12 protein-coding genes are annotated in these 12,179 nt (G+C 45.7%); 6 read left to right on the top strand and 6 right to left on the bottom strand.

What is annotated here, in order from left to right; genetic code table 11:
• Nucleotides 1–39: 39 nt before the first annotated feature.
• From mreBH to M1J35_RS05470, 6 genes are all read left to right on the top strand, one after another.
• A complete protein-coding gene (gene mreBH / locus M1J35_RS05495; RefSeq protein ID WP_034761217.1) occupies nucleotides 40–1,044 on the top strand; it encodes a rod-share determining protein MreBH in 1,005 nt (334 codons plus the stop codon).
• A gap of 184 nt (nucleotides 1,045–1,228) precedes the next feature.
• On the top strand, nucleotides 1,229–1,792 hold the full coding sequence (locus M1J35_RS05490) for an RNA polymerase sigma factor (protein WP_254652949.1): 564 nt from the start codon (nucleotides 1,229–1,231) through the stop codon (nucleotides 1,790–1,792).
• Complete coding sequence (locus tag M1J35_RS05485) at nucleotides 1,789–2,505, top strand: anti-sigma factor (RefSeq protein ID WP_254652948.1); 717 nt, start codon at nucleotides 1,789–1,791, stop codon at nucleotides 2,503–2,505. The genes M1J35_RS05490 and M1J35_RS05485 overlap by 4 nt, the downstream gene beginning before the upstream one ends.
• 360 nt (nucleotides 2,506–2,865) lie before the next feature.
• On the top strand, nucleotides 2,866–4,218 hold the full coding sequence (locus M1J35_RS05480) for a copper amine oxidase (RefSeq protein WP_254652947.1): 1,353 nt from the start codon (nucleotides 2,866–2,868) through the stop codon (nucleotides 4,216–4,218).
• Nucleotides 4,219–4,292: 74 nt separating this feature from the next.
• Nucleotides 4,293–4,931 (top strand): class F sortase, encoded by a 639-nt coding sequence (locus tag M1J35_RS05475; protein ID WP_254652946.1) that lies wholly within the window; start codon nucleotides 4,293–4,295, stop codon nucleotides 4,929–4,931.
• Nucleotides 4,932–5,019: 88 nt separating this feature from the next.
• A complete protein-coding gene (locus tag M1J35_RS05470; protein ID WP_159361179.1) occupies nucleotides 5,020–5,247 on the top strand; it encodes a hypothetical protein in 228 nt (75 codons plus the stop codon).
• Nucleotides 5,248–5,295: 48 nt separating this feature from the next.
• Here M1J35_RS05470 and M1J35_RS05465 read toward each other — a convergent pair whose 3' ends face one another.
• The 6 genes from M1J35_RS05465 to M1J35_RS05445 form a co-directional block, all read right to left on the bottom strand.
• Nucleotides 5,296–6,363, bottom strand: a complete 1,068-nt coding sequence (locus M1J35_RS05465) for a nitric oxide synthase oxygenase (protein WP_254653690.1) — start codon at nucleotides 6,361–6,363, stop codon at nucleotides 5,296–5,298.
• A gap of 114 nt (nucleotides 6,364–6,477) precedes the next feature.
• Nucleotides 6,478–6,993 (bottom strand): GNAT family N-acetyltransferase, encoded by a 516-nt coding sequence (locus M1J35_RS05460; RefSeq protein WP_254652945.1) that lies wholly within the window; start codon nucleotides 6,991–6,993, stop codon nucleotides 6,478–6,480.
• 87 nt (nucleotides 6,994–7,080) lie between these two features.
• Nucleotides 7,081–8,043 carry an NAD(P)/FAD-dependent oxidoreductase gene (locus M1J35_RS05455; RefSeq protein WP_254652944.1) on the bottom strand — a complete coding sequence of 321 codons (963 nt, stop codon included), beginning with the start codon at nucleotides 8,041–8,043 and terminating at the stop codon, nucleotides 7,081–7,083.
• Nucleotides 8,044–8,129: 86 nt separating this feature from the next.
• Nucleotides 8,130–10,010, bottom strand: coding sequence for a ribosomal protection-like ABC-F family protein (gene abc-f, locus M1J35_RS05450; RefSeq protein WP_254652943.1), 1,881 nt, complete (start codon nucleotides 10,008–10,010; stop codon nucleotides 8,130–8,132).
• 229 nt (nucleotides 10,011–10,239) lie between these two features.
• Nucleotides 10,240–10,353, bottom strand: a complete 114-nt coding sequence (locus M1J35_RS22745; RefSeq protein WP_305882332.1) for an RAxF-45 family protein — start codon at nucleotides 10,351–10,353, stop codon at nucleotides 10,240–10,242.
• Nucleotides 10,354–10,432: 79 nt separating this feature from the next.
• Nucleotides 10,433–12,070: a DUF2339 domain-containing protein gene (locus tag M1J35_RS05445; protein WP_254652942.1), complete on the bottom strand. Its 1,638-nt coding sequence runs from the start codon at nucleotides 12,068–12,070 to the stop codon at nucleotides 10,433–10,435.
• Between the last annotated feature and the right edge of the window lie 109 nt (nucleotides 12,071–12,179).

Below are 12,179 nucleotides of genomic sequence, written 5' to 3'. Positions count from 1 at the left end.
GTTATACTGTGTAGAATTCTTATAGTTGGAGGAATACTGATGTTATCAAACTCTGAAATTGGGATCGATTTAGGAACTGCAAATATACTTGTTTATAGTAAAAATAAAGGAATTATACTTAATGAGCCATCTGTTGTGGCAATTGACACTGAAAACAAAACGGTATTGGCCGTTGGTACAGAAGCGAAAAGCATGATTGGGAAAACACCTGGAAAGATTGTGGCTGTGCGCCCTCTTAAAGATGGTGTGATCGCCGACTTTGATGTGACGACTGAGATGCTGAAGCAAGTGATGAAAAAAGCGAGTAAGAAACTTGGATTCTCTATCCGTAAGCCTACGGTTGTTGTATGTACGCCTTCTGGTGCAACAAGTGTTGAGAGAAGAGCGATACAGGATGCTGTGAGAGGAAGCGGTGCGAAATCCGTTACCCTTATCGAAGAACCTGTAGCAGCCGCAATCGGAGCTGACTTACCGGTTGGAGAGCCTGTTGCCAACGTGATCGTTGATATCGGTGGTGGAACGACGGAAGTCGCGATCATTTCTTACGGCGGTGTCGTTTCTTGTAACACGATCCGTATCGGTGGAGACCAAATGGATGAAGATATCGTCCAGTACGTTCGAAAACGTTATAATCTCCTGATCGGTGAAAGAACGGCTGAATTAGTGAAAATCGAAGTCGGGCAGGCATTGATCGATCATGAAGAAAGAACGATGGATATCCGTGGACGTGATCTTGTCACTGGTCTTCCTAAAACGATTGAACTATCATCGAACGAAATTCAGGATGCATTGAAAGAATCCCTCCTTCACATCTTGGAGACGATCCGTGCAACATTGGAAAACTGTCCTCCTGAACTGAGTGGGGATATCGTTGACCGCGGTGTGATTCTGACTGGTGGTGGAGCCCTATTGAACGGACTTCAAGATTGGTTGAGCCAGGAAATCGTTGTACCGGTTCACTTAGCTCCCAACCCGCTTGAATCAGTGGCCATCGGAACAGGACGTTCCCTATCCGTGATCCACAAACTGCAAAAAGTAAAATAAGTAAGAAGACATCCCCCATTCGTTGGGGGATTTTTTTGTACCCAAACTCATCTATATACCCCACTAACATTTTTTTCAAACATTTGTGATCCAAATTCTTATTTCCCTCGTTAGCTTATTAAAATTGAGTTCCGCCCCGTTGTTTAGTATCCTTATTTTATATGTCAAAGATAAGGAGCGTACTATGCCCAATGACCGTCAGGATATAGAACTATATCAACAAGTTTTGGCAAAAGATTCGACTGCATTACGAAAGCTTTATCAGCAATATGAAAAATTGATCTATTCCTTCTCATATAAAATGACAGGAGACCGTGAGATCGCGGAGGAAGTGATCCAGGAGGTTTTCATGAAGCTCTGGAAGAAGCATTCTCCATATGACCATAGCAAAGGGAAATTTTCATCATGGTTGTTGACGATGACGCGGAACACCTGTCTCGATGCCATACGCAAACGAAAGAAGCATGAGTCTGTTGAATATATAGAAAAAGACTCCCTTCAGGTCACCTATGAAACGCCCGCCGATCAACTGGAGTGGAAAGAAAAAGGGACCGCGATCAGGGACTGCATACAAACCCTGCAAGAGGATCAGCAAAAAATCGTTCAACTATTCTACTTTAAAGGATTGACTCAAGCATCCATCGCCGAATCCACAGACACTCCGCTCGGGACGGTTAAAGGAAGAATCCGCTTGGCTCTCAAACACTTACACACGTGCCTAAAAGGGAAAGGAGGTACATTCGAATGACTACACCACAATGCGATCATTTACTGGATTACTACAACGGACATTTATCAGAACTCGAGAAAGCTCAATTTGAGAAACATCTGAAGAGCTGCCCACAGTGTCAGGAGGAACTTCATGAACTGGAGCAGTTAATGGACTATATGCCTTTCGCATCTGATGTTGTCGAACCTCCCAAGGACCTGGAAGACCGTGTGATGGCCGGCATTCTCGGAGATGAGAAACGAACCTCAATTGTCGAGCCTCCATCTAAAAAGAAAAAGAAAACATGGTTCCTCCCTTCTGTCGCTGCCGCTTTATTCCTTTCCCTCATTGGGAATGCCTACTTATTCTCACAGCTTGAAGATCAGGATGAAGTCGTGGAACAGGCAACGATCGATCAGGTTGTTCAATACGTCGATCTCGCTGCTGTTAACGGAAGCGCTAAAGGAACTGCCAGTATCATTAAACAAGGTACTCAAACGAGCATGGTCGTCCAGGCTTCTGAATTGCAGGAACTCTCAAATGAACAAGTATATCAGGTATGGCTCATTAAAGATGATAAGCCTGAGCGCGCCGGTACATTCGTCACGAGCAAGGATGGAAAAGGTTCGGTCGTCTTCAAATTCAATGAAGAGTTCACGAAGAAGGATTGGGATACGGTCGCCATCACCCTTGAACCGGATGCCAATAGCCAGCTTCCTCAAGGAAACATCGTGTTAGCTTCCGAAATATAAAAAAAGTTTCATAAATCGTATTTCGCCCGGCAGCCCTTCACTGCCGGGCTTTTTTTTATGGCTTAACAATCATGATTTCATCTTTTTCGTATATCGAAATGTTTGAGAGATTCGAACTAGGGAATTAAGTCCTATGTAACAGGAGTTATACAATTACTAAACAAATGTTTTACTTATCTTCATTCTACTTTTTTTAAAAGGATTACATAGTAAAAGAGGCTAGATTCATTCTATATCTATCACCCTACTTTTTAACCTAATTAAAAAGAATAGAAAAAAGTTTCAAAAAAAGTGATCCATGTTTCAACTTCTGTCGTTAGCTTTATGAAAATATAAAAAACCAAAAGGAGAGATACCATTATGAAAATGAAAAAAAGTTATTTAGCCGTCCCTTTAAGTATGACATTATTGATTCCAACTGCAGGTGCCGTATCAGCACATAACGGTGAAGATCATTCCATGACGAAAGTCGATACGCCGGCAGGGGAATTAAGAACTTCTTTGGACCGCTTACTTACAGAGCATGCATACTTAGCCGTTGAAGCCATGAGACGCGGAGCTGAAGGCGCTGAAGATTTCGATGCGGCTGCCGGTGCTTTAAATGATAACGCAGCCGATTTAAAAGGCGCGATTGCCTCCGTTTATGGTGAAGAAGCAGGAAATCAGTTCAACACGATCTGGACCAATCATATCGGATACTTCGTTGATTATGTCAAAGCAACGGGTGCCAATGATCAGGCTGCCAAAGATGAAGCCCTTAAGAATCTATCAGGATATAAAGACGAATTCTCTAAATTCCTTGAAACAGCCACTGGTGAACGATTGAAATCGGATAGTTTGGCAGAAGGACTTCAAATGCATATTAATCAACTCATCGGTGCATTTGACAGTTATGTAGCAGGAGATTATGAAAAGGCTTACGAATATGAACGTGAAGCGATCGGACATATGGCCATGGTTTCAAAAGGATTATCCAGCGCGATCACGGACCAATATCCCGACAAATTCGAAAACACGATGGCGGTAACACCGGCAACGGATTTACGCTCTACGCTTAACCATCTTTTAACAGAGCATGCTGCCCTTGCGACAATGGCGATGCAAAACGGGATCGACGGTTCTAAAGATTTTGACGCTTCCGTCAATGCACTGAATGCCAACACGGAAGATCTTTCAGCAGCCATCGCATCAGTATACGGTGAAGATGCCGGAAACCAATTCAAAGACATGTGGTCAAAACACATCGGATTCTTTGTGGACTATGTAAAGGCGACCGGTGCTGAAGATGAAGCCGCAAAAGAAGAAGCAATCAAGAATCTTGATGGCTACCGTGCTGAATTCTCTAAATTCCTGGAAACAGCTACAGACGGACGTTTAGAATCAGACGCTCTTGCAGATGGCCTTCAAATGCACGTTAAACAATTGATTGGTGCTTTTGACAGCTACGTGGCAGGCGACTATGAAAAGGCCTGGGATGGAATCCGTATGGCGTATGAGCATATGCTGAACCCTGCAAAAGGATTATCAGGAGCTTTCGCGGATCAATTCCCTGACAAGTTCAAAGCCAACATGCCTTCTGAAATGCCTAATACCGGGATGGGTGGAACGGCTGACAACAACGAATTCCCATTCGAATACCTTCTTGCAGCCCTACTGATCATCGCGGGTGGTACAACCCTTGGAATGAAAAAATACGCTTCACATAAACAATAATCTTTAACATGAGAGGGACGGACCTATAATAGGTCCGTCCCCCAGTGTGAAGATGAAAGGAGTGGCTTCACATAATGTATACTATGAGGGTTGTACTGCTTGTGCTTGTACTATTGCCCATTTCTGCATGTTCTGCCGGGATTAGTTCAAATCCCACTGAAGAAAAGGCGAAAACCTCAGAGGTTCAGGAAAAGCCGACAACTCAGATGGCCAGCACTACCACTTCGCCTTCTCAATTTGCAGATACGATCATCAAGGATGAAAGAAGCGGAATCGTACCGGCTACCATCGAAATCCCTGCCATTGATGTTTCCACAAGCATCGAAGCGGTTGGATTGAAGGAAAATGGCGAAATGGCCGTAACGGAAAGCTTTGAGACGACTGCATGGTACCAGGGTGGTTACAAGCCCGGTGAACCCGGTAATGCTGTGATTGGTGGTCATGTGGACAGCCGAAATGGTCCAGCTGTTTTTTATAAGCTCAACAAGCTTTCAAAAGGTGACGAAATCATCGTCAAAGATAAGGCTGGAGAAAAGAGAACGTTTATTGTCATGGATAAGAAAGAATATCCTTGGGACGACGCCCCTTTGAAATCAATCTTTGGGTATTCCGCTGCAAGCTCTCTCAATCTCATCACCTGTACAGGTGACTTTGACCATTCTGCAAGAAATTACAGCAAGCGGCTTGTCGTCTACACCGAATTGAAATCCTGATGAAAACAGCACGGAATCCCTCCGATGCTGTTTTTTTATGGATATTTTTAGAAGGAATAGAAATCCTAACAGTAAGGAAGGTGATACCATGAACGAGGAGCAGTTGGAAGATCTGTTCGGCTTCTATGGATATGAGGATTTATACAAGAGATTCAAGACTCCCCTTTATGTGACCGGCATCATGGACGATGCAGACGCCGATTTACTCGAGGATTTCTTTGAGAATTTCAAGTTCGATTGTACTGTTTTGTTCGACGAGTTCAGGTTCTGGTTCCAATATTACGAGGTTTCGAAGCGTCCACCTTTTACTTTATAGTCCTCAAAAAAAGCTGTTCTCTGCACATTCACAGAAAACAGCTTTTCTTCAATATGGTTTCTCCTGATAGAAGTAATTGGTCGAATTCCACGTATTCTCGTATTCTTTATGAAAGATATGGGTCGTCGCCGGCGAAACAGGTGGGATCAACCACGTCCAGTCCCCGGTTACATCTCGGTCAGCTTGTTTCTCATTTTCTTCAAACAGGCGGAACTGCTGAGCAGCCGTATGATGATCGACAATGCTTATCCCATCTTCTTTAAAAGAATGAAGCACGGCGATATTCAATTCGATCAGTGCCTTATCCTTCCATAATGTAGCCGCTCTTGATGTATCAAGTCCCATGCAGCTTGCGACTTTAGGGATCAAATTGTAGCGGTTCTCATCGGCAAGATTCCGTGCACCGATTTCCGTTTCCATATACCAGCCGTTAAACGGGGCAGCCTTGTATGAGATCCCGCCGATTTTCAACTCCATGTCAGAAATGATCGGGACGCCGTACCACTTCAATCCGAGATCCCGAAACCAGTCAAATTCAGGGTGACGAAGAGGTACTTCCAGTGTAAGATGGGGCTCAATGTCTTTCATTCGCGGGGGCTCGTCCCCGATTTGCACGACGAAAGGCAGAACATCAAAGTCCGTCCCCTGCCCCTCCCATCCAAGCTCCAGGCATTTATTCGTGAACTCGATGGAATGGGGATCCCCTCTGTATTGACCATCACCCTCATAACCCGCATACCGGATCAATTGGTGATTCCATAATCGGATGTCAGGCTTATTGGGATGGGACGGTCTGAATACCGTGATCGTCGGGCGGATTCTTCCACCGTTGGACGCAAATTCCAAGTGGCGCTCTAACGCCTGGAATACCTCATCCTCGGTTGTAGCTTCCCTTTCGTCAAATACGTTCAACGAATTCCAGAACAATCGGCCGATGCATCGATTGCTGTTCCTCCAGGCCATCTTGGCGCCATGTACAAGCTCTTCGTTTGTATGGGTATAAGTTCCTTCTGTAGCAATTTCATTTTCTATTTGTTGTAATCGAAACGCGATGTCTGCTTCGCTTTTATTCAGTTCCATAAACACTTGTTCAATGAAGGCTTTCGCCTCATCCATAATCGGTGTCAATATAATCGCTTCCCTACTATCTTATTCAGCGCATACTGTACCTTTAAGTATACCATTTTTCCCATACCTATTTCCTTGGTACATTTGAACAACCCTTGAATTCTAGAGAGTCACGGCTTTCTCATAGCATCGGTATTCCTGATGTCCTTCAGGTTTAGAGGTGAAATAAACAGAGCCCCTATACTCATACCCCATTTTTTCATAGAGAGTGTTGGCTCCTGTGTTTCTGTAGTATGCATCCAGCCGGATACTTCTGTAGCCTTTTTCTCCGGCAAGTTCCTCACATTTTTCCATGAACGTCTTGCCAAGTCCCTTCCCCTGTTGAAGGGGATCAAGAAACAGGGCGTGAATCACCCATTCGTCATCAAGCTGCCAAGGGATTTCCGACCATTCAGGGGATTGCCATTCATTCAGAGTGGCGGATCCTGCCACCTCTTCGTCCACCATAAGCACATAGAGGTTCCCGTTTTCCATCACTTCTTCAAAGTACTCCCTGCTTGGGTACTCATCGTTCCATTGAAGAAGGCCTTTCTCATCTAGATCCTTTTTGCACCTGATATAAACGTCCATTATGGTGTCGAGCTGTTCACGGGTTGCTTTGATTAATTGTGAATTCATTTTCTATCTCCTGCTTATCGATTGATTTATGTAACTCTTTGTAGTGTTTGTCCTGAATGGGGACGTTATGCGGGCGGATCAGATTCACTATCCCTTGCAGGCAACCCTTTCCCCTGCTGAAATCCCGGATAAATAAGCACTCTCAAAGCGTGTCCTTCCGGCTTCATCATCTACACGGAGGAACGCATCCCCACAGATGATGATCCTTTTACTTGTCCCAACTTCTACAAACGGGCTACGCATCACCGTCTCTGCTTCAGCATATCTCCAACGCTTCAACTCTGCTGTTGCAATCTCACTTCCCTCTGCAAGATAATGTTCTGCCACCCTTTGGATTTCAGTCAGTATCCCGTCGTCCTCGAGCATTTCATTCTTCTTCGCCCACTCCCCCGTCATATATACACTGACAGTGACCGACTGGGAGATACCTTTCTTATGATGATCCACCACCCTCTCAACCCCGTCAGGCAGATTCTCATCCGTATGTCCCGGTGAGGGGATGCTGCTTGATCCATTGAATGTGAACATACCAACAAAGCAAGGGGCAAATGAAATAGTGGAAACCTGTGGTTCTGTCATCCCCGGCAACAGCGATAATGCCTGGGGTACGGGAGCCGTTACGATACAATGATTCGTGAGGATTGTTTCTCCGCTTTCGAGTTCTATTTCAAGAAGTCCGCCCCTCCCGTCGCGAATGGCAGATACCTTCGTGTTCAGTTTGACCGGGATGGTTTCCGCCAGTTGTTTGACAAGGTCATTCATTCCGCCCGTGGATGTGTAACGGGGATAGGGATTTCCAAACCATCGTTTCACCCACCTTGCCTCGAGCCATTTATCTACATCCTGTTGGAGCTCCCCGGACCGGACGGTGAAGAACTGGGCACCGTGGTCGGCCTTTCCTTCTCCTATCCGCCTTGTGGCTAGCCTCCCTCCGACACTTCTACTCTTCTCTATTATGAGGACATCCTCTACCCCGTTTTCGAACAGTGTCCTCGCCGCCATGATTCCCGACAGGCCGCCTCCGATAATGATCACTTCTTTGGTTGTCATTATTCTCATCCTCTCTTTGCTTTCATTATACGAATTTCATCTTGAAAAATGAAAGGGAGATGACTCCTGTCGCCATCTCCCTTTCATTACGCCAAAAATCCTTCTAAATCTTGATACATCCGGTTTCGTTCATGTTCTTTCTGTTCTTTTTCCTTGTACAGTTCTTGAAGGACGTCCAGATCTTCCACGGAGAGAAGCCTCTCATCGATGGCGAAGATTTCCTCTTCCACCCGTTCAAGATCCGCTTCAATTTCTTCCATCTTTCGGGATGGTTTCTGTTTCTCTTGAACTACTTTAGGTTCCGCTTCCTTGACTGCTTTCATTTCAGGCTCTTCAGGTACAATTTCAGGAAGCTTCTCTTTCGCCCAGCTGTACGGGCCGTCAAAGAAATAAAGCTCACCCTGGTGGATCCAATAGGTTTTCTTAAACAGCTTATTCAAAAAGTACCGGTCATGGGAGACAGCGAGAATCGTGCCTTTGAAATCCTCCAGGGCATCCTCCAATACTTCTCTTGAATCAATGTCCAGATGATTCGTCGGCTCATCGAGGACAAGGAAGTTGATGTCCTGATGCATAAGCTGGGCAAGCCGGAGCCTCATCTTCTCCCCGCCGCTCAGCTGACCGACCTTCCGGAACACATTCGGTCCATAAAACAGGAACTTCGCGAGGATATGCCGGGCATCCCCTTCCGTCACCGCCACTTCTTCCCTGAACGCATCAATCAACCTGACCGACGGATCGGCGACAGTAAAGTGCTGGGACAGGTAGCCGAGTTTCACATTGCTTCCGAGTTTCACCACGCCATGATCCGCTGACTCCTCCCCGAGGAGCATCTTGATGATCGTCGATTTCCCTGTACCATTTTGACCGACGATCGCTGTGCGGTCCTTAAAATGGACATGGAGGCCGACTTTTTCGAATAAGGTCTTTTCCCCATAGGCTTTCGTCACTTCTTCCATGGAAAAGACGATTTTCCCGCTCCGGTCGGTTTCGTCGAATTCCAGCCCCATCTTCTTCCGGTCCAGGATCGGCCGCTTGATCTTCTCCATCCGTTCCAGTGCACGCTCCATATTCCGTGCCCGCTTGTGCAGGGCTTCATTCGGAGGGTTCGCCTGGTTCGCCCATTCCCTCAGCCTTTTGATGGCCTCCTTCATCTTCTTGATTTTTTTCTGCTGCTCCTGATACGCCTGGAACTCGATCATCAGGCGCTCTTCCTTTTCCTTTACAAATCCGGAGTAGTTCGTATGGTAAATCGTCAGCTCCCCGTCCTCCAGGTCATAAACCTTTGTAATGACGTGATCGAGGAAATAGCGGTCATGGGAAATACAGACCACGGTTCCATCATATTCTTTCAAAAAATCCTCAAGCCACTCCACCGCCCCGATATCCAGATGATTCGTCGGTTCGTCAAGCAGCAGCAGGTCCGGCTTCTGAAGGAGAATCAAACCGAGACAAAGTTTTGTCTGCTCCCCGCCGCTGCACGCATTGAAATCCTTCTCGACCAGTTCCCCAATGGCTAGGCCATTCACGATCTTCGCTATATCGGACTCGATCTCATATCCTCCAGAGAGGGTGTATTGATCCTGAAGCTTTCCGTATTCTTCTAGTAGTCGGTTGAGAGTATCCGGGTTTCGTTCATTCCCCATTTTGGTTTCCAGCTCTTTTAATCGGAGACCAATCTGGATCAGTTCCGAAAACGCGGAACGCAATACATCGATTCCCTTCGTACCTTCCTTATAATGTGGAATCTGAGCCAGGTACCCTACCTTTGCCCCTTTTTTCAGATGAATGAGCCCCTTATCCGGAGCTTCCACCCCTGACAATAATTTAAAGATGGTCGTCTTCCCGGTCCCATTCCGCCCAACAAGGCCAATCCGGGCCCTCTCAGGTATTTCGAAGCTCAAATCCTCAAATATCAAGTGACCACCAAACATTTTACTGATTTCCTGTGCGCTGCAAATAATCATTTTCCTCTTCCTTTCGGGTATCTATTTAGAGGTAAGAGGTTCATAGAAAAAGCCATGGGGGAGCAGAAGGCTCGCCCATGGCTCTACGGAAGTGCGGGACTTTACTGCACCGCACTTCCCCTTTCATAAAAGAAGGGACAAAAAAAGAGAGCGAAAACGCCCCCATTTTTTCCGATTCTTAATAAAAAAGTGATTGGAATTGAGACCTCTTACCGTTCAGTATTCATATTCATTTGCTGAAAAAGGGCATACGTGTCCCCTTGAACGCAAATGTATGAAAAATTGCACGGCAAATGTAAATATAGTCTAAATACTTCCCACGCAATCCTACAGAACGATTCATCTCAATTCCACCTCCTTTTTCATTACACGAATATTGATACCACCATTATATAATTATTCTGAAAGCTTTTGCAATGTGTTTATTCTTTTTTATAAAGAATCCTTGATAGCACAAGGCCGATCACACCGATTGGAATCAGGATCATGGCACGGATCGTGAAATCGAGGAACACGAGATCGGCAAGGAAAAACTTCAACAGAGCCAGTGCAAGGAAGATGATTCCCACCCACCGGTAGAACATGTCCTTCCTGCTTTCCCCATAGATGAGATACCCGATGGACAGGGCGGCAATCGCCACGGTGTAGGCAGTCGTCCGCGGGGTGTAATCCCAACCGATCACGATGAACTCGGTCAACCTCAGGATGAAGAACATCACGAGACCTGTCAGCACGACTTTCATTGTCGTCGTTGAGACGTTCAGGAAGGAGGATTCCTGCTGATTGAAATGGGCAAACAAATAGACATAGGCAAATGCCAGGATAAAAATCGGCAGTTCAATCGCAATGAAATCGCCTTGTGATCCCGTCACCATTCCAAGGAATGAGAGCAGCATCAACAAGAGTGAACCTGCAAGGCTGACATAGCTTTCTCTTCTCCCCGCCAGCCACAGAAGGGCATTCGCTTGTATGGCAATCAGCACGAAGCGCCAATCATATTCAAACAGATCAAAGAGGAAAAGAAGCATATGCAGGAATCCGAGGACGAGCAAAGTATCCTTCGTTCTCTTCATTTCCTTCGGTTCAATAAAGGCAGCCCCGATATAAACAGCTGCAAAGATGGCATAGTAGACAAGAGGAATCTGTGAATAAACATCATTCAGCAGCCCCAGAAGGATGAAACTGCCCGTCACGAGGGCCGGTATCATCTCAGCGTTCACCCGTTCATCCCGGTTAAGGATGATCAGAAGCAGGATATACGCATGCTGAATGGCAAATGGGATGAGGACGGTCAGTGTCATTTCCCCGACACCAAATGCCGCAAAGAAAAACAGTGAAAAATACAGTAAATAATAATGAATATTCCAGGCTATCCGGTACCTTTTCAACGTACTGAACGTCATCAATACAAAGAACAGCACAAGCTCATAGCCATAAAACAGCCATTCATTCCGCTCATCCCCTGCGAAAATGAATGGAAACAGGTATGCCCCTGCGCCTATCAAACAAAGAATCAGTTGGGAACCGTGCTTATGGGATGCCCACAGCCCAACAGAAATGATTAGGATCAATAAGAGATTCGTGATGAGTCCTCCGATATACCCGTATAGGATATTAGCTGAAAACAGCGTAATGATGGCGAGGACGATGCTTCCAGAAAGAAGCGTGATGGACAATTTACGCTGATCCCGGCTGAACCTTTCACCAAGTGCGTACATCACGATACTGATGACGCCACCCGTCAACACCCGGAGCCCCGGTGAGACCCAGCCGTTTTGGGAAGCCGCCATGAATCCCCAAATGCTTCCTATTAATAGAACGAACAAGAATACTTTCGGGAGCCAGCGTTCGACTGAGAAATCAAAAGGCTCCTTTTCCATGATGGGCTGTACTGATTCAGCAGGAATTGGTTTTTGAGGTTCTGTGTAGACCTCTGCTTTTTGGATGACGGGTGATTCGTTTTCATTCTTTGCCTGAATCAACTGCCGTTTCACGAGATAAAGCTCTTTTTCCAGAAAGTTGATTTTTTGCTCCAACCTCTTGAGTTCATCCTTTTCCATACTTCCACCCCCCTACTTCTATTTATACAGGAATAATGGAATATTTTCCTATATTTTTTTGAAGTCACAATAAAAAAACCCCACCCTATAAGCAGGTGGAGTTTCGTTT

The sequence above is a fragment of the Rossellomorea sp. KS-H15a genome, from assembly GCF_024195245.1.
GTDB lineage: Bacteria > Bacillota > Bacilli > Bacillales > Bacillaceae_B > Rossellomorea > Rossellomorea vietnamensis.
This window is presented reverse-complemented; position numbering and strand designations above follow the sequence as displayed.